20 protein-coding genes are annotated in these 20,608 nt (G+C 41.2%); 9 read left to right on the forward strand and 11 right to left on the reverse strand.

The features are described 5' to 3' along the window. Positions 1 to 81 precede the first annotated feature (81 nt). The 3 genes from BUA59_RS12890 (at position 82) to BUA59_RS12900 (ending at position 3,318) form a co-directional block, all read left to right on the forward strand. Positions 82 to 972 carry a LysR family transcriptional regulator gene (locus tag BUA59_RS12890; protein ID WP_072840110.1) on the forward strand — a complete coding sequence of 297 codons (891 nt, stop codon included), beginning with the start codon at positions 82 to 84 and terminating at the stop codon, positions 970 to 972. Positions 973 to 1,107: 135 nt separating this feature from the next. Beyond that, a complete protein-coding gene (locus BUA59_RS12895) occupies positions 1,108 to 1,323 on the forward strand; it encodes a YgaP family membrane protein (RefSeq protein ID WP_072840111.1) in 216 nt (71 codons plus the stop codon). A gap of 27 nt (positions 1,324 to 1,350) precedes the next feature. Then, on the forward strand, positions 1,351 to 3,318 hold the full coding sequence (locus tag BUA59_RS12900) for a putative bifunctional diguanylate cyclase/phosphodiesterase (RefSeq protein ID WP_072840112.1): 1,968 nt from the start codon (positions 1,351 to 1,353) through the stop codon (positions 3,316 to 3,318). A gap of 209 nt (positions 3,319 to 3,527) precedes the next feature. Here BUA59_RS12900 and BUA59_RS12905 read toward each other — a convergent pair whose 3' ends face one another. The 4 genes from BUA59_RS12905 to BUA59_RS12920 form a co-directional block, all read right to left on the reverse strand. Further along, positions 3,528 to 4,700 (reverse strand): EAL domain-containing protein, encoded by a 1,173-nt coding sequence (locus tag BUA59_RS12905; RefSeq protein WP_072840113.1) that lies wholly within the window; start codon positions 4,698 to 4,700, stop codon positions 3,528 to 3,530. A gap of 360 nt (positions 4,701 to 5,060) precedes the next feature. Then, a complete protein-coding gene (locus tag BUA59_RS12910) occupies positions 5,061 to 5,855 on the reverse strand; it encodes an SHOCT domain-containing protein (protein ID WP_072840114.1) in 795 nt (264 codons plus the stop codon). 303 nt (positions 5,856 to 6,158) lie between these two features. Then, positions 6,159 to 7,019, reverse strand: a complete 861-nt coding sequence (gene yghU, locus BUA59_RS12915) for a glutathione-dependent disulfide-bond oxidoreductase (protein ID WP_072840115.1) — start codon at positions 7,017 to 7,019, stop codon at positions 6,159 to 6,161. Between the two features lie 44 nt (positions 7,020 to 7,063). Further along, positions 7,064 to 7,840, reverse strand: a complete 777-nt coding sequence (locus tag BUA59_RS12920) for a ferredoxin--NADP reductase (RefSeq protein ID WP_072840116.1) — start codon at positions 7,838 to 7,840, stop codon at positions 7,064 to 7,066. 455 nt (positions 7,841 to 8,295) lie between these two features. Between BUA59_RS12920 and msrA the strand changes: the two genes are divergently transcribed. The 4 genes from msrA (at position 8,296) to BUA59_RS12940 (ending at position 11,214) form a co-directional block, all read left to right on the forward strand. Next, positions 8,296 to 8,922, forward strand: a complete 627-nt coding sequence (gene msrA / locus BUA59_RS12925) for a peptide-methionine (S)-S-oxide reductase MsrA (RefSeq protein WP_072840117.1) — start codon at positions 8,296 to 8,298, stop codon at positions 8,920 to 8,922. Between the two features lie 271 nt (positions 8,923 to 9,193). Beyond that, a complete protein-coding gene (locus BUA59_RS12930) occupies positions 9,194 to 9,763 on the forward strand; it encodes a porin family protein (protein WP_072840118.1) in 570 nt (189 codons plus the stop codon). 146 nt (positions 9,764 to 9,909) lie between these two features. Then, positions 9,910 to 10,647 carry an oxygen-insensitive NADPH nitroreductase gene (gene nfsA, locus BUA59_RS12935; RefSeq protein ID WP_175550777.1) on the forward strand — a complete coding sequence of 246 codons (738 nt, stop codon included), beginning with the start codon at positions 9,910 to 9,912 and terminating at the stop codon, positions 10,645 to 10,647. A 42-nt stretch (positions 10,648 to 10,689) separates the two neighbouring features. Beyond that, positions 10,690 to 11,214, forward strand: a complete 525-nt coding sequence (locus BUA59_RS12940) for a peroxiredoxin (RefSeq protein ID WP_072840120.1) — start codon at positions 10,690 to 10,692, stop codon at positions 11,212 to 11,214. A 99-nt stretch (positions 11,215 to 11,313) separates the two neighbouring features. On the opposite strand, the gene BUA59_RS12945 is transcribed toward BUA59_RS12940, so the two are convergent. Together BUA59_RS12945 and BUA59_RS12950 are read right to left on the reverse strand one after the other, a co-directional pair. Then, positions 11,314 to 12,546: an NAD(P)/FAD-dependent oxidoreductase gene (locus BUA59_RS12945; RefSeq protein ID WP_072840121.1), complete on the reverse strand. Its 1,233-nt coding sequence runs from the start codon at positions 12,544 to 12,546 to the stop codon at positions 11,314 to 11,316. Between the two features lie 47 nt (positions 12,547 to 12,593). Continuing rightward, complete coding sequence (locus BUA59_RS12950; protein WP_072840122.1) at positions 12,594 to 13,466, reverse strand: LysR substrate-binding domain-containing protein; 873 nt, start codon at positions 13,464 to 13,466, stop codon at positions 12,594 to 12,596. A gap of 100 nt (positions 13,467 to 13,566) precedes the next feature. On the opposite strand from BUA59_RS12950, the gene BUA59_RS12955 reads away from it, so the two are divergent. After that, positions 13,567 to 13,992 carry a VOC family protein gene (locus BUA59_RS12955; protein WP_072840123.1) on the forward strand — a complete coding sequence of 142 codons (426 nt, stop codon included), beginning with the start codon at positions 13,567 to 13,569 and terminating at the stop codon, positions 13,990 to 13,992. Between the two features lie 37 nt (positions 13,993 to 14,029). Here the strand turns inward: BUA59_RS12955 and BUA59_RS12960 are convergent, their stop codons facing one another. Then, on the reverse strand, positions 14,030 to 14,980 hold the full coding sequence (locus BUA59_RS12960; RefSeq protein WP_072840124.1) for a LysR family transcriptional regulator: 951 nt from the start codon (positions 14,978 to 14,980) through the stop codon (positions 14,030 to 14,032). Between the two features lie 174 nt (positions 14,981 to 15,154). Between BUA59_RS12960 and BUA59_RS12965 the strand changes: the two genes are divergently transcribed. Beyond that, entirely contained in the window at positions 15,155 to 15,811 is a 657-nt protein-coding gene (locus tag BUA59_RS12965) for an NAD(P)H-dependent oxidoreductase (protein WP_072840125.1), read from the forward strand. A gap of 268 nt (positions 15,812 to 16,079) precedes the next feature. Here the strand turns inward: BUA59_RS12965 and BUA59_RS12970 are convergent, their stop codons facing one another. The 4 genes from BUA59_RS12970 to hutI all read right to left on the reverse strand — a co-directional run bounded on the left by BUA59_RS12970 (position 16,080) and on the right by hutI (position 20,556). Continuing rightward, positions 16,080 to 17,147, reverse strand: coding sequence for a GGDEF domain-containing protein (locus BUA59_RS12970; RefSeq protein ID WP_072840126.1), 1,068 nt, complete (start codon positions 17,145 to 17,147; stop codon positions 16,080 to 16,082). Between the two features lie 700 nt (positions 17,148 to 17,847). After that, positions 17,848 to 18,384 carry a DUF924 family protein gene (locus BUA59_RS12980; RefSeq protein ID WP_072840128.1) on the reverse strand — a complete coding sequence of 179 codons (537 nt, stop codon included), beginning with the start codon at positions 18,382 to 18,384 and terminating at the stop codon, positions 17,848 to 17,850. Positions 18,385 to 18,474: 90 nt separating this feature from the next. Next, the gene (gene hutG, locus BUA59_RS12985; protein WP_072840129.1) at positions 18,475 to 19,290 is read right to left on the reverse strand and encodes an N-formylglutamate deformylase; all 816 of its coding nucleotides are present in this window, start codon (positions 19,288 to 19,290) and stop codon (positions 18,475 to 18,477) included. An 18-nt stretch (positions 19,291 to 19,308) separates the two neighbouring features. Continuing rightward, entirely contained in the window at positions 19,309 to 20,556 is a 1,248-nt protein-coding gene (gene hutI / locus BUA59_RS12990; protein ID WP_084122432.1) for an imidazolonepropionase, read from the reverse strand. Positions 20,557 to 20,608: the final 52 nt, after the last annotated feature.

The following is a 20,608-nucleotide window of genomic DNA, read 5'->3' on the forward strand; positions in this document are numbered from 1 at the left end:
AGCTTGCTAATATTTACAAAAACAGCATAAGTAACAAATTACTTTATCAATAACAGCAATAATAATGTGATGGAATAAGCAATGAACGGCATTCGATCAAAAACAGAAGACTTAGAAATATTGCTTGCGGTTGCCGATCATGGCGGCTTCTCTGCAGCAGCCAATGCATTAGACATTCAAGTGGCGAAAGTATCTCGTGCCATAACTCGCTTAGAGCAAGAACACGCATGCAGTTTGTTTACCCGCACGACACGAAAAGTCAGCCTAACACAGGAAGGCGAACGCTTTATCATGGCGATTCGCAGTGCAATGGAACAGATTGCTGGTGCGGAGTTTGCGCTTACTGCCCAAAAAACCAGACCTTCTGGGCGATTACGCATCGATGCAGCTAGTCCTTTTGTACTTCATCAACTCGTTCCTCTTATTAAACCCTTTAGAGCGGCTTATCCAGATATTGAACTTGAGCTAGTATCGAACGACAGCATTATTGACTTAATTGAAAAACGCACCGATCTTGCTATTCGTATTGGAGGATTAAGTGATTCAGGATTACATGCCACCTTGCTTGGAAGAAGCATACTTCATTTGGTTGCTTCGCCAGATTATCTGGCAATAAACGGCATACCAAAGACAGTCGAGGAGCTAGCACTGCACGATATTATCGGCTTTTCCGATATTGCCAATTTAAACAAACTGCCAACAATACCACCTATTCAACTGTCAATTGACATCAAAGCAAGTAGCGGCGAAACCGTTCGTCAATTGTGTTTAGCAGGTAATGGCATTGCCTTACTCTCTAACTTTATGGTGAGTGAAGATATCAAAGCAGGACGCTTGATCAGCCTACTAATCGAATCCATACAAACACACAATCCCAGAGAGCAAGTTAATGCGGTCTACTACAAACACACAGCTCTAGCATCTCGTATTGAAGCTTTTTTAAACTTCATCAAAACGCGCCTTATTTTGTAGTCAGGAAGCCCTGTCAACACACTCCAATTACAAATGTGATGCAATTCCTTACAGTCTTGATATTGTTTCTTATCCGCATAAAGCCGATTATTTTGCAGTACTCGTGATATTAATAAATTTAAAAGGCAGTCCTAAATGAAAAGAAATTTACATCCTGCGGATAGAATAATTCGAGGCGTTGTAGGAATTGTATTTACTGGTTTTGCTCTTTTCAACGGCGACTATTTAGAAGAGCCTGTATTAGAAGTATTAATAGGCGTATTCGGTGCACTCAACTTAATATCCCTATTGTCAGGATGGTGCCCCGTTTATCATGTCGCAGGGATTAGTACCTATAAAGTTAAAAAATAAGAAGCCTTCCACCTACTCAAGGTTTTTATGACAGCACTGTTAGAGTTACAAAGAGACAAATCCTTCCGCTTAAAGCTGATACTGATATGTCTTACTGTTGCGTTATCTGTCGCCTCTATTTATACGGTCGTATCTTATCGCCTTGCGGCTGATCTGGGTCTAAAAACAGCGCTAGACTCACTACATAGGCAAGCCATGTTGATCCATGGTGAACTTCTCATTACTAACAAGAAAGCTCCTGAAGAACACCTCGCAGAACTTATTAAGTTGGTCTACTTTAATGGTCATTTAGAGGAATCAGAGCTTTATATAAAAATCACTGGACCAAATCTAGAATGGTCTATTGATCATAAAATGAACCCTATTGAGATTGATCTCTTATTATCTAAACTCATGTTGTTGACAAGCACGTCTTTATCTACCGTTGATATGCCAAATGGCCAAGAAACAATGAGTGGAAAGCAATTTCTTTGGCAGGTGGTAAGAGGGGATAAATACCAAGTCATCATTATCAAGACATCAGAATATATTGATAATACACTCACATTTGTGATGAAACGCCTCATCATTACCTCAATTATCGTCTTCTGGTTAGCAACTTGGTTCGCACTGACTCTATCATCATGGATGAATAAACGCGTTCAGGATAAAAACGATTCACTAGCTCATCTGGCGACTCATGATTCATTAACAGGATTACCCAACCGCCTGTTTCTGGCTAACATGATGCACCCCATCATTATCGATCACTCGGATCCAACGTATAAAAAATACGAAGAATTTTATAGCCATCACCCTAAACAAGGTTGTCTTTTTGTCATCGATTTAGACAAATTCAAAGAAGTAAACGACACATTTGGGCATGCAGCAGGCGATACTCTTTTAATAAAAGTGGCTAAAAAACTGAATCAAGTATTAGATGCTACTCAAACACTTGTTCGCTTTGGTGGTGACAAATTTATCATTTGGGCACCAGAAGTAGATATTGAACAAGCTAAAAATCTTGTACAGAGACTAATCATTACCTGTAATGAGCCGGTAATGATCAATAAACTCGCGATTAGTACAGGTGCCAGCATTGGCCTTTCACATTATCCAAGCCAGGCCACAGACCCAGAGTCGTTGATACTTTATGCTGATACGGCCATGTATGAAGCGAAACAAAATCGCAGTGGCTGGAGTATGTTTAGTGAAAGAAACATACAGTGCGGTCGCCAGCGCTTAAAACTTCGCGCCGATTTAGATGATGCATTATCTGAAAGGCAAATTAAGCTTCATTATCAACCTAAAGTGTCACTTAAAGATGGTCATATTATTGGTGTTGAAGCATTAGCTCGTTGGTATCATCCAACAGATGGGCTTCTACCCCCAGCCCATTTTATTGAGTTGATAGAGCAAAGTGGTCGTGTTCAAGAATTTGGCCGCTACGTTATTGCAAACGCAATTGAACAGCTTGACCTTTGGCACCAGCAAGGGCTGTTTACACCCATCGCACTTAACCTATCGCCTTACAATTTACTCGACCCAAGTTTATTAGACTTCACTCTTAGGCTCCTTAAAAATCATAAAATTGAAGCCAATAAACTGGAGATAGAGTTAATCGAATCTGCAACCAGCGTCAACATAGAATACATATCTCAAAGTCTAAATAACTTTAAAGAAGCCGGAATTAAATTAGCTATAGACGATTTTGGCACAGGCATGAGCTCTTTGTCTTACATCAGCAATCTCAATGTAAACCATATAAAAATTGACCGATCGTTTATTGATGGCATTGAACAAGATATTAGAAAACAAGCAGTAGTGTCTTCTGTGATCATGCTGGCAAATTCTTTTGAATGCGAAGTCATCGCGGAAGGTATAGAAAATAAATCACAATCAGAAAGGTTAATCGAAATGGGCTGCCTTTACGGGCAAGGCTATTATTACGCCAAACCAATGACAGCAGAAAACATGCAAGCCATGTTACAGGCTGATGCTGCTCTGCCGCTTTAACTTGCTCCCATTTTTTAGTTTCCATAAATTCTAAAACCACACTGGCCTGTCTTACGCAATTGTTCTAATAAAAAACCTCGCCACAACGGGCAATGTAGCAGCGAGTCATGCGAAAAGCGCTACACTACACCTTTTTAATAGCTCTTTCCTTCAAATGCGAGAATCAGGATAAATTCAACCTACCACTAACGACTAGAGCAATTGGCGGATTAAGCATAGGCCGAATTTTGAAAAGACAATCCCTTCAAAAGACCATACTGACACTCTCTCGAATAGACTTGTTGTAATAACGTATTAACGGCACCACTTTTCTCAAAGAAATCAGGCAATAACTTATCAATAAGAGCCTGATCATCGACGCTTTTTGCGTTTAACATCATTTTTGCTAATTCATAGCTGCGGTTATACTGTGTATTTAGCTCATCGTACATATCGACATCGACACTGCGGATAATTTCCAGCAAGAACTTCCCTGTTGGGGCATATTCTGCTTCAAATGGTACGATTCTGTTGGTACTTGTCATGTACAAGGAAGAATGTACTTTCCTCACCCATTCAATATAGTCAATCATCGCCTTGTAGATATAACCATGGAGAAAGGTTGACCATACGTGCTTTTCATTTATAAATTCGATAAAAGACGATAGTGCTAATGGCCTGCTGATATAATAGCCTTGTACATGCTCGCATCCGATCCCCATCAAATACCCTATAATATCTGGGTTTTCTACACCTTCAGCAATAGAGTCCATGTTAAGTTGATGTGCTAGTTTCACACTGTGGTCCAAAAGAGTCAGTCCATCTGGCGTTGCCATAGCGTTGCTTGTAATACTAAAATCTATTTTTAACGCTGTGAAAGGTAGGTTTCTCAATTGTGCGAACGTGGCATAACCCGTACCAAAATCGTCAATTGCTAATCCTATATTGTTGGCTTTTAATTCAGCTATTTGTTGTAAACCAGTATTGCTAAGAGATAAAACAGAACTCTCTGTCAATTCAATTTTTATCTTTGAATGTTTCACACCAGAATCATGGATAAGATGAAATAATGTGGGCAGGAAGGTATTGTCACTTAGATCTTTAGCAGAAATATTCAGCGATGAAACAATCGAATTATCCGTCTCAAAAATCTTTTTTTGATCCGCTAAAAAACGCGGAATCATGGCTTTGGTTATCTCAGTTATAAAACCTGTTTCTTCAGCAAAAGGAATAAAATCGCCAGCGGAAACAAGCTCTCCATTGCTTCTTTGCCATCGAATAAGCGCCTCTGCACCATCTATTTTTCCAGATCTTAACGAAAGGATTGGCTGATAATGAAAGATAAACTCATTGTTCTTTAACGCATCAGATAAACATTTAACCGTTAATTCATCGCTAACCATACAATAATCCTTGATATTCCATCAGCCTAATACTTTAAGTGCACACATACCTGAACATATTCAATCGCTGCGCATTGTCACCAAAGCAGAGCCGATGAAACTCCATCACCAAACATCTTAGAATCCTTTTTCATTTTTAACCAGAACAAAAAGCAACCTAGATTGTATTGCCTATAAACTCAGTAATCGGACTCAATGGGCTTCTGTAATTGTTCTTACTTAAGACATCGACCAAACCACGAGAATAACTAATACGATAAAGAGAGAAATTGACACGTTAAAGCTAAAAACTCATATTAAGAGCAAAAAAAAGAGCCTCATGATAAGACTCTTTTTGTTCAATACGCCTTTGTTATCGAATCAAATTCGGTTCAATAGATCCGTTTTCTTAGTGTTGTATTCATTGTCTGAAATAGCCCCCATATCACGTAACTTCGCTAATTTTTCAATCAACTGAATAACTTCATCGACCGATGCTGTATTCGTCAAGTTCTGAGGCGTTTGCATTGCAGGAGCCTGCGTAAACGCCATTGGTGCAGGCGGAGCCACAAAATTATTTTGTGGAGATGGATTTTGTGCTGTTTGATTGTTCGTATTTGAGTTAGACGAACCAGATCCAGAAACAATAGGTAAGGTATTCACTGGAATCGTGCCGTATTGGCTGGAAAAAGTCAGTGATGAATTACCGCCCTGCTGCTGGCTTATGCCACCAATATTATTGTCTAACGTATCGTAAACCGTCACATTGCCATTCACTTCAACCGCTAAGCGATTCGGAAAAATAGCGTAACGCGTGCTATTTTGCGCACCGCTGCTAAAAGGCTGACCAAGATCACCCGGCCACCATTGATTACTGGATTTTGAGCCCTTTGGTAATGGCATGAACACTTGCATATTAGCCAGGCCGTTAGCCAATTCATTACACAGGTTATCCACTGTCGATTTCAAACCATAGTTGAACATGTCACCCACCATGGTCATGCCGCCGCGCATCCACTGACCACCACCACCCAGCTCAGGGCAGTTGAACTGTGCCATCGAACCATTGCCATTATTGACGGCAATCAACATGTGCATCACAGCATCAAAGCTTAGGTTGTAGCGACGGGAAAGGGAGTTAACTAGGTTTTGTCCATCTTGCGTTAAATTTTGCATGGTAAAGCTCTCTAAATGAGACGTAGAGCTGTTCTCTTTTATCTAGCCGCTGCAAAAAAAGGCAAACATCGCCTAGTACATGGACACAAACAAAGAGTAGGTTGCAGCATCATGCTGGCCAACAGATTTCGTAGGCCTCAATTCTAACACAGACACGTCTTACAAAATGGTGACAAGCCACAGAATAAACACAAATATCTGTTTATTTTTTGAACTCTTCTTATTTATTGCCAATAAAAAAGAGACAAGCCATTTTATGCCTTGTCTCTTTATAAAAATGCACCATTTCAGCTCTATTTTTTACTAGATAAGGCCGTCGAAATCCGCTGCATCATGGCGCTCTTGAAGCTTAGCTCCATCACCAAAAGCCTTATTAACAATGCGACCGCGCTGTACCGCTGGACGCTGCTCAATCACTTTAGCCCAACGCAATACGTTTTTATAGCTAGTCACATCAAGGAATTCCGCTGCGCTGTATAAATTACCTAGCACCAAATTGCCGTACCAAGGCCAAATCGCGATATCAGCAATAGAATATTCCTCGCCCGCCATATAAGTATTATTCGCTAACTGCTTATCCAATACATCTAACTGACGTTTGGTTTCCATAGAAAAGCGATCAATTGGATATTGCATTTTCGTTGGAGCATAGGCGTAAAAATGACCAAAGCCACCGCCTAAATAAGGCGCAGAGCCCATTTGCCAGAACAACCAGTTACGACATTCTGTTTTAGCAGCTAGATCTTTTGGTACCAAGGCATCAAACTTTTCAGCTAGGTATTGCAGGATAGAACCAGACTCAAATACACGAGTTGGTGGCGTGGTACTATGATCCATCAAGGCAGGGATTTTGGAGTTAGGGTTGATCTCAACAAAGCCTGAACCAAACTGATCACCTTCACCAATGTTAATCAAATACGCATCGTATTCAGCTTCGTTGATTCCCAAAGCTAAAAGCTCTTCCAGCATGATAGTGACTTTTTGGCCATTCGGTGTCGCTAAAGAATGAAGTTGAAGTGAATGCTTACCGACTGGCAGGACTTTTTCGTGCGTTGCCCCTGCTATTGGACGGTTGGTACTGGCAAATTTACCGCCATTTTCTGTATTCCATGTCCAAACCTTTGGAGGAACATAATCTTGATTCGATTTTGTATCAGAACTCATAACATCTCCTAAATTTTTTATCAGCGAGAAAGTCGTTCTCGCTGTTAATGTTCGACAAAAGCTCGCTCAATGACATAATCCCCTGGCACACCGATTTTTGGTGATTCTTTAAAGCCAAGTTCATCTAGCAAAGCGGATGTATCTTTAAGCATACTTGGGCTACCACAAATCATGGCTCTGTCATGAGCAGGGTTCACCTGAGGCAAACCAATATCTTCCGCTAATTTACCACTGCGAATCAAATCGGTCAGACGACCTTGATTGCGGAACGGTTCTCGCGTCACAGTTGGATAATAGATTAGTTTGTCTCTTACTTGCTCGCCGAAGAATTCGTTTTCAGGCAATTCTTTTTCGATGAAGTCTGCGTAAGCCAACTCACTAACGTGGCGAACACCGTGAATCAAAACAATTTTTTCGTATTGTTCATAAGCGTCAAAATCTTGAATAACACTTAAGAAAGGCGCCAAGCCTGTGCCAGTAGATAACAAATACAAGTTTTTACCTGGGTGTAAATCGCGAGTCACCAAGGTACCAGTCGGTTTGCGGCTGACCAAAACATCATCACCGACCTTTAAATGCTGCAAACGTGAAGTTAACGGCCCATTGGGCACTTTGATGCTAAAAAACTCCAAGTGCTCTTCATAGTTAGGGCTAGCAATACTGTAAGCACGCATCAAAGGACGAGTTTCCGTTTCCAAGCCAATCATCACAAATTGACCATTATCGAAACGTAAGCTTGGATTACGTGTGGTTTTGAAGCTAAATAAATTTTCATCCCAGTGGTGAACGCTTAATACACGTTCGGTAACAAATGCACTCATGACTACCCCATTAAAATTTGTACAAAGAATATTTCTTTTCAAACCTCAAACAACACAGCGGTAAAACTGGCTTACCTATAAGTGCGAATTAACAGTGATCGTATCCATGAACAGATGAGAGTTGAATTGACTGTTAAACATACTATAAGACAATCCTATATTTGTTTAATTGATTATTTAGATGTCTTTAATATGCTCAGCATATATACAGCCAAATAACGGCTCCCTTTAGAACCGCATCTAGTGTGCCATGCAAATGTACAAAAAATAGGTCATTAAGTAGGAAGATAACGTATTAAACTTGCTTACAGCTTATCTAGCATTCGAGATGTCAATTTCCTCCTACTGTTTATATCTACTATATAAGTGTAAGGAAAAATAGATGTAAGAAAAGCATTCCCCATAACGTCAAAGAGCTAGATGACATATTTCTTATGATTTAAAGGACACACAAAATGAGCATAAAACATATATTTAACAGTGTTTTAGGGTTGCTGCTTCTTACTGGAGTAACGACTTTTAGTAGCGTGTCACAAGCCGCACCACAAACCATGATAGTCGCAGGCGGTTGTTTCTGGTGTGTAGAATCTGATTTTGAATTGGTTCAAGGTGTCAGTGATGTTGTCTCTGGCTATACAGGAGGTCACACTGAAAACCCAACGTACAGCAAGGTATCTGCCAAAAATACCGGCCACTTTGAAGCCGTTGTCATTTATTTTGATGATGACATCGTTTCTTTAAAGACATTGGCTGACTATTACTGGAAAACAATTGACCCAACCGATGCCGAAGGCCAATTCTGTGACAAAGGCTCTCCTTACAAGACCGCGATGTTTTACCAAGATGACCAACAAAAAGCAGTTTTTGAAGCGTCTTTAGCTAAGGTCAAAAAAACGAAGCCTTTTAAAGAGGATATTGTGACCGAGATTCTTCCAGCCAAAAAGTTCTACCCGGCTGAGGAATATCATCAGAGCTACTATACGAAAAATCCCATTCGTTATGCTTTTTACCGTGCAAGCTGCGGCCGAGACAATCGTATTGAAAGCTTATGGGGAGAAGTGGCTAGTCATCAATATCATTGAATAAAAACAATTAATAAATACATAAAGGTGCCAGTGTAACTTCGAAGCTCTGGCACCTTTATGTAATTCTTTTACTATCTTCAACCTAATTTTCTCCGCTCAATCCCTCTCTATAAAGTATCAGCAAAGCGTTTCTTACCTAGGTTTAACGCATAGAAAATGAAGCAAATAGGTAAAAGCCTTCGGAAAACTAGCCATTCAAAAATTCATGTCCCAGAGTAGTAACTCAACTCGCAAAGTTCTCAATTAAGTAACTAAAAGGAGTTATACAATGAAAAAATTTATTCCAGTAATCGCAGGTAGCATCGCTATAGCCTCATTCAGTGCCGCAGTGAAAGCGGAAGATATGGCTGAAAACAACAGTGGGTTTTATGTTGGCGGTAATTACGGTTATCTTAAAGTGGAAAGCGATGATGACTTTGATGACGATAACGATGTAGTACAAGGTATTGTCGGTTACCGTTTCAACTCTTTCCTTGCCTTAGAAGGTAGTTACATTGACTTTGGCAGCTACGGCAACAGTGCCGCAAATGCAGAAACAACTGGTTACACAGCTGCGTTAAAAGGAACAATCCCTATCACTCAAACGGTTGAGCTCTTTGCAAAGGCTGGTCAGCTTTGGCATGAAACCGACTATAACATCGCCTCGGTTAAAGGCAGTTCAGACGATAGAAGCTTATTTGCAGGCGCAGGTGTTAACTTCAAAGTAACAGAAAACTTACTAGTTAACGCTCAATATACATGGTACGACGTTGATCTAAACGCAGATAACGTTGATTCTAATTCAGACTTTGACTCTGATTTTAAACAAGCTAGTGTCGGTGCTGAATACCGATTCTAAACAAATATTTCACCTGTACATAGAAAGACTTACCCATTTGGGTAAGTCTTTCCTCTATTTATACTTCTTTATTCACAAGAAGCACTTTGACCCATCACCACTAAGCCTCTAGTATCTATGCATCTCATTTTCAAAAGATGTCGACTATGAACCCAATTCTTCAAGCTCAGTCAAATCATAAATCTATTCGTCAATACACAGACAAAGCCATTGATGAAGTTTTACTCAAGCAACTTATCCAGTGCGCACAAGGCGCGGCCTCTTCAAGTTTTATTCAGGCCTATTCCCTTGTTCAAGTATCTAACAAAGAAAATCGCCAGAAAATTGCAACGCTGGCAGGCGGTCAAAAATGGGTCGAATCTGCAGCAGAATTCTTTGTCATCTGTGCAGACCTTACTCGCGTTGAGTATTGCAGCTTAGAGCAAGGCTTAGGTGAGTTAGAAGGCAACACAGAACACTTTATTGCAGCGACAACCGATGCGACATTTTTTGCACAAAACCTAATGCTTGGCGCAGAATCGGTTGGTCTTGGCGCCGTGTTTATCGGTGGTATTCGCAACGATCCAGAACAAGTTGCTGAAGTATTAAATCTTCCTGATCAAGTTTACCCAATCTTTGGTCTTTGCCTTGGCTACCCAGACGCACAACCTGATTTAAAACCACGTCTACCAGTCGATGTCATCCTTCATAAAGACAGCTATGACAGCAGCCGTTGTGCAGAAGATGTTAAAGCCTATGATGCGCAAATGCAGGAGTATTACCAAAGCCGTGGTGATAATCAGAAAAGCAGTAATTGGTCTGAGCAAACTGCGGCCGCTGTACAGAAAAAGAAACGCGAACATATGCTAAGCTTCTTGCAGAAACGAGGTTTCTTAAATCGCTAATACGTAAATTCAAATTATTAATACGCAAAAAAAGGAAAGAAAATGATTACTAATGTACCTAATGTTGTCTTTAAAACACGTGTTCGTAATGAAGCGTTAGAAGGATCGAACCCATTTGAATGGAAAGACGTCACTACTGCTGATTTGTTTAACAACAAAAAAGTCGTTGTTTTTTCTTTGCCAGGTGCATTCACTCCAACTTGTTCAACATCTCACCTACCACGCTACGAAGAACTATACGAAGAATTCAAAGCGCAAGGTGTTGATGCTGTCATTTGTATTTCTGTGAACGATGCGTTTGTTATGTTCCAGTGGGGCAAAAGCCAAAACGCGAAAAACGTTTTCCTTTTACCTGACGGCAACGGTGACTTCACTCGCCAAATGGGTATGCTTGTCAAAAAAGACAACCTAGGTTTTGGTATGCGCAGCTGGCGCTATTCTATGCTCGTAGAAAACGGCGAGATCAAGAAAATGTTCTCTGAAGCTGGCTTCCAAGACGATGCACCAAGCGATCCGTTCGAAGTATCTGATGCAGACACTATGTTGAACTACTTGAAAAGCAACTAATTCAAGGCGTTAATGAATTGGTCAATAAAAAGCAGACGTTTTCACAAACGTCTGCTTTTTTGTTTTTTCTTTTCTTTTCTTTTCTTTTCTTTAGATGGATTACAAACGATTTATTGGCGCAAGCGCTTCTAGTAACTCATTACACTCACCTTCTATTGCTTGAATCAACAACTCTGACGTAGTTGGCCCAAGCGTAAAACCTTGATGCCCATGACCAAAGTGAAACCACAAACCCTTATGATTTGGCGCGTCACCGACAAGTGGCAACATGTCAGGCATACAAGGGCGAGTTCCCATCCATTGAGGTTCTTCTACTTGTTCGCCCAAGTCGATGATTTCATTTAATGCGATAGCTCCGCGTTTAAGCTGGCTAGTATCAATAGCTGAATTAAGCGGTACCAAAGCCGCGCCAGTTGTCACTCTTAACCCTTTTACCATCGGTGCAGCCAACACGCCATTTGCCACATCTAAAAATGGCCGTTGCAGTGTTTTTGGCGCGTTAAAATGCCCATGATAACCTCGCTTATAAACCATAGGAATCTGATAGCCAAAACGCCTTAATAGCTCTGGCGACCAAGGCCCAAGCGCTACCACCACTTGCTCGACCTTCAGCTCGCCATCACTGGTGAGAATCTGCCAACCCGAAACAGTATGTTGCAAAGTACTGGCGTCACCAGTGACAAAGCGACCACCTCGTTTGACGAATAAATCACAATAGGCCTTAGTTAAACCTCCCGGAGAAGAACAACTCCAACTTTGCGTGTAATGCACAGCACCCGCTGGCGTTTTCTTTAATGCAGGTTCTTTTTCCTGGTAGCTTTTGCCATCAAAAATATCAGACGTGACGCCATATTCTTTCATGAGAAATTCGGCTTTTTTCGAGGCTTTCTGAAACTCTCTTTCGTCCCTATGTAACATGACAAGACCACAATGAGTAATCAAATGCTCAGATTCAGAGTCGCGAATCAACGGCTCATGATCAGCAGTAGACCGAAAAGTTAGTTGAGAATGAACACGAGAAATCTTAGCGTGTTTTTCGGGCGACGAATTGCAAAAATACGACCACAAAGCAGGCGCCATTTGTAGCGCACCGTTCATCTTCCAAGTCACATCATTGCTAATTTCAAGCGCGTATTTAAACAATGTTGCCATATCTCTTGGCAACGCATAGGGCTCAGCAGCCTCGACTTGAATCATACCCGCATTGCCATAACTGGTTTCAAGACCCGCACCAGTACGATCAACGATTGTTACCTGATGACCACGAGCTTGCAGCGCCAACGCACTGCTCACACCAACCATTCCTGCACCTAAAACAAGAAACTCCGCCATATCCCTACCTCGACATCATTCCAATAGAAAAATATTTAGTCTCATCACTATAGCAACTCACGTGACATTTTGATCAACTGAATTAAACCATTTATATCAATATCAACAAGTGAATGCTTTTTATAAACCAAGCCAATTTCACGCTGTATATTATGATCTCCAAGCTTTAACGCTTTGACTGACTTAGGCCAAATTCGATGCTCTTCTGTTTGTGGCACAATAGCGACACCAGCACCTAACTCCACCAGCTTCACAATCGCACCTATCTCATCGACTTCACACTTTTCATCAAGATCAAAAGGCAGCTGCTGTAGCAACTTATCCACTTGCCGCCCACCAAAAGACGTTCGATCATAACGAATAAAAGGACATTGTTTGAGAGCAATTTTCCAATCATTTACGTCATAACTACGTGGGACGATTAAGACAAACGGCTCCTCTATCAAGGCTTCCCAAACCAAATCAGAATGCACCACGAAAGTAGGTCTAATCATTACAGCAAGGTCCAGCTCTCCTGAATCCACCTGATCCAACAACGCCATCGAAACACCTGGAAATATTCGTGTTCGACAATGAGTATGTTGCTGATGAAATTGCGCCAAAACAGTAGGTAAAAGCGTTCTTTGTATAGAGGTAATCGCACCAACATTAATAAGCTTAACGCCTTCCGATGCTTGTGGCGTCATACCTAATTGGCGACAACGTTCAACAATATCTTTCGCCTGCTCCAACACAGTCAATCCAGGATGATTAAGATGAGCGGAACGTCCAACTCGATCAAACAAAACTAGACCTAATTCATTTTCCAATCGTTGTATTTGAGCACTAACCGCCGCTTGCGTTAGGCCAATTTTATTACCCGCTGCTGCGAACGTCCCTTCCTCTGCCACGGCAATCAGTGTTTTGAGTTCTTTAATCATTGATCAATTTTTCTTATCAATTACAAAAATATTCATTGATATTATTGTTCTATTGATCGATTTACAATCTCTAAAGTCAGTCATCTGCAGGAGATAAAAAATGAGCTTACAACCTTTCCACCTTGCCATTCCGGTTTTCGACGTTCCGCTAGCACGTGCATTTTATCGTGATGTTTTCGGTTTAGAAGAAGGACGATCCGCCGAGACTTGGGTAGACTTCAATTTTTTCGGTCATCAGTTGGTGATTCATCATCACCCAAAAATGCCATATCAGGAACATGCCAACACAAACTCAGTGGATGGACATAATGTGCCAGTTCCGCATTTTGGAGTGGTATTAACTTGGGAGCAATGGGAAGCATTAGCGGCGCGACTCAAGGCCGAGGAAACAGATTTTATTATTGAGCCTTATATTCGCTTCAAGGGCCAAGTGGGTGAACAAGCCACAATGTTTTTCCTCGACCCTTGCGGTAACGCTCTGGAATTCAAAGCCTTTAAAGATATGGGGCAGCTATTCGCGAAATGAAACAAAATAGACTGAATGAAAAACAAATCACTTTCACTCAGTCTATTAACACGCTTTTTTCTATAATACCTTGCTCGACTAATTGAGTTAACAGTGCCTTGGTGCGCTCTCGAAACATATCTCGCAAGAGGCGCACTGTTGGCGTGATGGATTGACGACTCGGACTAATTAACCAAAGCTCACCTTGGGGAATTTTATAATCCGGCATCAAAGAAACAACATGACCTGCAAGCAAGTCATTGGCAATATCCAGCGAGGACTTTATTGCCAAGCCTTTCCCTGCCACGCACCAACGCCTAACCAAGTCACCATCGTTCGCTGCACAATAGGCTTTGGGCTTAATTTTATAAGAGCGCTCTGCACCAGGCTTTTCACATGAGAAGTGCCAAGTATCGTTCAAGATATTTTGTAGCTGATAAAACAAACCTTGATGATTGAGCAAGTCTTTAGGATGTTCTGGCGTGCCATGCAATTCAAGATAGCTTGGACTAGCCACTAATAATCGAGGCACATTGCAAATTTTAAAACCGTATAGATTCGAATCCGCAGGCGCGCCATAACGCAGAGCAATATCCAACGCATCACGATAAAAATCGATATTGCTGTCGCTAACATGCGCTCTCAAGGTTACTTGTGGATACTGCTCCATGAAATCATCCACCCAAGGAATCGCGATATTTCGCCCCAAATCAGACGAAACAGCTAAACGGATTTCACCGCTAATGATATCCAAATCATTGTGAATAGTTTGTTTGGCTTGATCCAACATAGACATGGCGGCAATACATTGTGGCAAATAGCGCTCACCAGCACTGGAAAGACGCAAGTGGCGCGTGGTTCGCACAAACAGCTCAACACCAAGCGCGGCCTCTATTCGCTTAACGGCCGCACTTGCCGTCGCCATTTGCATATCTAAATGTGTTGCAGCAGCCGTGATGCTACGAAACTCTGCGACTTTCAGAACGACTCGAAGATCTTCAAGTTGCATGGTTTAGTCCTTATTAGCAAAGAAAATTACCATCTATTATCAAATAATATTTGATAATAATTCAATAAAAACCCTGTTCTTCATTTAATAAAGTCTCGTTACTATAGCGCCATTAATTTTAGCGCTGCTAGTTTTCAGAGCGCTAAACACTTTTGCTTATTGTGGAGATAGAACATGTCACACCAGATTATTGCCGACTTAGAAAAACGTCATACAGCAAAGCAATACGACGCTTCGAAGAAAATTTCTCAGGCAGATTTAGAGGTTATTTATGAAGCAATGCGCCTATCGCCTTCTTCTATTAACTCTCAACCGTGGAAATTTATCGTGATTGAAAGTGATGAAGCGAAACAACGCTTTCACGATACGTTTGCAAACAAGTTTCAGTTCAACCAAAAGCACGCCAAAGATGCATCACACATCATCTTATTTGCTCACAAAACCCATTACAAACGTGAGGACTACGCAAAAGTTGTAGACAAAGGCATAGAAGACGGCCGTACTAAACCTGAAAACAGGGAACAGGCCTTCGGCGGTTTTGCTTTCGCAGAAATGAACATGGATGATAACGGTAACAACGCGGCGTGGACAAAGTCTCAGGTCTACATAGCCCTTGGCAATGTCATGCACACCGCAGCTCGTCTTGGTATTGACTCCACACCAATGGAAGGTGTTGATCCAGAACTGATTGGTGAAATCTTCCAAGCACAACTTGAAGGCTACCAATGCGACGTAGCACTCGCTATCGGTTATCACCACAAAGACGAAGACTACAACGCAACGCTACCAAAATCGCGCTTAGCTATAGAAGACGTAGTAACCGTGCTTTAAGGTTAGCCAAGTTTCTATAGACAAAAAAGAGCAAGCCATGAAAGTAGCTTGCTCTTTTTTATTGGAATACTTTTACTTAGCAGAAGCCTGCTCATCCGTCTAAGTTGCTGCTATCTTGACGCCAAAGATTAATAAAATCCGCTTCAAAAGCGTCAAAGTGTGTGGCGAATAAAACTCTTTTTATTAGAGAATCAATAAATCTTAAATGCTTCATCAATATTAATTTAATCAAGCTGCAAATTTATCTCAAAATATTTGAATTAATTCGCTATTCAACGACAGTACAGTTCCGCCCCTGATTCTTTGCTTGATAGAGCAGCCTATCAACCCGTTTTAAAAATTGATCTTGGCTTTCATCTGGCTTTACTTCAGCCAACCCTGAACTGAAAGTAACAGGACCATTTAACAGTTTCATCTTTGCAAATCGATCATGTAATATCTGTATATGTTGATAAGCTTCGTTGAGTGTGCATGGCATCATCAACATAAATTCTTCTCCTCCCGTACGAAAGGCCAAAGATCCTGTGTCCTTGGACATTTCAGACAATTGAGTAGAACTATTTATAAGTACCTCGTCACCATAGTAATGGCCCCACTGATCATTAATTTTTTTGAAAAAATCGAGATCAACTGCCGCAATAGTCAGGCATTCTTTAGTCTCTTTCCACTCAGTAAAACTACTTTCAAAAGCACGCCGATTTAGCAACCCTGTCAATGAATCTCGTTCAGATAATTGACGTAACTGTTCTGATAGTTGTTCTACTTTTGAATGCCTTAAATGGAATTTTTTAGTTAGATTTTCCATCATTAACAACATAAAAATGCTAGTCACAACAGAAGTTGAAGCTAGATCAATTAAGCGCGTTTCATTATTAGGATAAGTCGAAATCCATTCGGGATGGTAATATTCAATCATTACTAATGGGATAGGTACTAAGGCAGCAAAACTTTGGCCAAAATAGCGATAATAAGGGTTTTTTCGAAATGCGACCGAGATGTACATGAAAACACAAATGTTTAAGAAAAAAGTCGGACCGAAAGAACCACCATTCAAGAACCAATTAATCGGTAATGTAATCGTAGTAATCATGACCATAAAAGTGATGGCCATACGTTGATATTCGTTATGCCAGCGAGAACGATACCAAATACCTAATGTGCTAATGGACATAGCTAACTGTATACAGATATTAATATAACCAGAAGCTGAGGTTACATAATTGATAGCCGCAGCGTACAAAAATGCAACAAAGACAATTAACTGAACCGCATGCTGCGTGTATTGCTGTGGATTATCTCTACTTCCAAGTAACCAACTCCTTGTTTTTTCAATCATGTTTCTTCAATCCATTGTTAGGAAATAAAAAAATATAGCACTAGACCATTGTTAGTTTTTCTACTTCAGGGGTCAAATAAACTGAATACAAAACCATCAAGTTTCCTAACTCGTTCCTCTATATGATTTGAAAGTTCTTCAGGCAGTTGAAACATAAACGGTGAACCTGAGCCATTATGTTGATGAAACTAACTAAGGGTAACTGTTGCGGGGAATATGCTTTCAAAATCACTGGGGATATACAGTGACCAGTTAAACCAAATTTCACCAGTCACATCACCAGCCGAATATTCATGGCGTTGACGATCATTTTTGCAGTCACTCCACCCCGCTCCATTATGACCGCAATCTCAATCTCGTACTTCAAACCGAAAGGCACTATCACCGGTACGGACTGGCTTCTATCGGATACACTTACCGTTGCGACACCATAAGGCTTAAATCCAACAGATAAACTCTTTTTAACCGATAAATTGGTATTGGAATCCAAGGTAGAGCAAGCACTCAGAAATAAAAAGCAGCTTAAAAATAGTAATATTTTAATCCGGATTATCAATTTACCCATGAAAATAAAGCGTTTTATCAATCTAATACACTAGCCTTTTTTCAGACCAATTTATTATTGATCAAAAAACACTCTTTACATTATAAAAATGAACACTGGATAAAAAATCAATACATAAAAAGAGAGCTATGAGAATTAGAAACTAGAATTTGGCCCAGCCAAAAAAGCTAATTCCTCAGGGGTAGATGTTCGGCCTAAAATGGCATTTCTATGTGGATAACGTCCGAAACGATCCACAATTTTTTTGTGCTTTAACTCAAAATCTAAATTATTAACAATACCCAAGTCTCTAAATAGATTTACTGCTTCCTCGTGAATCACGGCGGATTCACTGTGCATAAACGGCATGTATAAAAAGCTTCTCTCTGACAGAGATAATTTTTGATCAAAACCCTTATGAATTGCCACCTGAGCCAGCGCTAACGCCATAGGGTCAGCTGCAAAAGATTCAGGTTGATCGCGGTAAATATTACGTGAGAATTGGTCCAGTATGATTATTTCAGCCAAGGCGCTTTTAGGAGAATGACGCCAAACGGACAACTCGCCCTGAACTGCTTGTTGATGAAGTTTGCTAAATTTAGTGATGATTTTATTATCGAAGTCGATGTCTTTTTTAAACCATGATTCCGGCTCAATATCATTAAACCAAAAATCCAAAACGTCTTGATACATAACGTCAGCCTCACATTTAAGATGTAGCTAAAAATATAGTGCTTAGAATCGTTATATTCCAATCACTATATTTTATACCTCGCAGGCAGACTACAACCTAATCGCCATTAAAGCCTCAATCACGTCTTTAAGTTGTTGTGTAATCACTGGCTGTTTCTTTTCATCCAATTGATATTCAGACTGTTTTGCCAATTCATCATTTAAGTACGTTGCTTGAGAAAGTTCGAGCTGAATGGCGTGAATACCATTGCTTGGTTGGCCAAAATGGCGTGTGATGTAGCCGCCTTTAAAACGCCCATTGAGCACTTGCGTGTAGAGTGGTCGCAGTATTTGCGTGACAGCGTTGGCGATTGTTTCGTTACAGGCTTTGCCTTCATTCGTGCCCCAGTTAAAGTCTGGCAAGGTGCCGTCAAACAACATGGGTACTTGGGCGGCGATGCTGTGTGCGTCGAACAAGATTGCGTAGCCAAACTTGGCTTTTAATCGTGCCAGTTCTTGCTCAATCGTACCGTGATATGGTTTCCAGATGTGTTCTTTGCAAAAAGCTTTATGTTCGTCCGTTGGCGCTTTGCCATCGACAAAAACCGGACTATCTTCGAATAAAATATCAGGAAACAAGCCTGTGGTTTTGGTCGCATAAAGGGGTTTGTCGTCATAAGGACGATTTAGGTCGATGACGTAACGAGAGTAGTTTGCCTTAATGAAACCCACACCCAATGATTCTAAAAACTCATAAAGCTCAGGAATAAACCAATCGGTATCAGGCAATTTTTTAGCTTGATCTGTCAATCCAGCTTGCACCTCAGCAGTCAGATTCAAACCCGAATGTGGCATGCTTATCAACAAAGGCGAATCACTCTGAACAAAGTCAAATGCAGGTACGGTTAATGAGTTATGCGTCGTCATTATGCTTTTTCCTCTTGGCTATTTTTTGCCTTTATACATATGGCCTTCATACTTTCTACCTTCATAGACTCTTGCTTTCACTAGGTCACCACCTAGCCAATAGCTGAGCTCACCCGGACTTTCTACATCCCAGCAAACAAAGTCCGCGACTTTACCGACCTCTAAGCTACCATGAGTATCAGCCATTCCCAATGCTTTTGCGGCATGAATGGTCGCACCTGCCAAAGCTTCTTCTGGCGTCAGTGCAAACAAGGTACAGGCCATGTTCATCATGAGTCGAAGCGATAAAGCTGGAGAGGTTCCGGGGTTAGCATCCGTGGCAATCGCCATCGGTACGCCATATTGACGCAACAAAGCAATCGGTGGACGCTGAGTTTCTTTTAGAGTGAAAAACGCTCCCGGTAATAACACAGCAACCGTGCCGGACACTGCCATAGCTTGCACATCGGATTCTTCAATAAATTCAATATGATCCGCCGACAACGCCTTGAACGACGATGCCATACGAGTACCGCCTAATGAAGACAATTGCTCCGCATGGATTTTCACCGGCAAACCTAACGACTCAGCCGTTTTAAAGTAACGCGCCACTTGCTCGGTGCTAAAGGCAATGCCTTCACAAAAGGCATCCACGGCATCGGCCATTCCCAATTCCGCGACTTTAGGCAAAACAGTATTACAGAGATATTCGATATAAGCGTCTTTGTCGTCAAATTCTAGCGGCATGGCGTGTGCAGCCAAACAAGTACGTTTCACCGTCACGGGAAATAGCTTTCCTAGTTCCGTCGCTACGCTCAGCATTTTTAGCTCAGAATCGAGTGACAAACCATAGCCAGATTTGATCTCAACTGTGGTTACACCATCGGCCATCAAACTTTGCAGACGACGTGATGCGCTGGCAATTAACTCTGCCTCTCTCGCGTAACGAGTTGCTTTTACTGAAGATGCGATACCGCCGCCCTGCTTGGCAATATCTTGATAACTCACACCATTTAAGCGCTGTTCGAATTCGCCCGCGCGATTACCGCCAAACACAAGGTGCGTGTGGCAATCGATCAAGCCTGGTGTAATCCAACCGCCGTCCAAATCATGTTCGCTTTGAGTCTCATAGTCTGGCAGATCTTGCACTTCGCCAATCCAAACGATACGGCCGCCAATGACGCCTATCGCTGCGTTTTCAATCACGCTATACAGGCCATCTTTCATGGTGGCGATATGAGCGCCACGCCATAAGCTGTCTAACTTCATTGGAGTATCGTTTGTCATAGCTGTCCTTTTAAATATTTACTTTTCGCTTTGCTTATAAGCTTGGCTATTT

Origin of the sequence: Marinomonas polaris DSM 16579 (assembly GCF_900129155.1) — a bacterium.
In the GTDB taxonomy this organism is placed as follows: Bacteria; Pseudomonadota; Gammaproteobacteria; order Pseudomonadales; family Marinomonadaceae; genus Marinomonas; species Marinomonas polaris.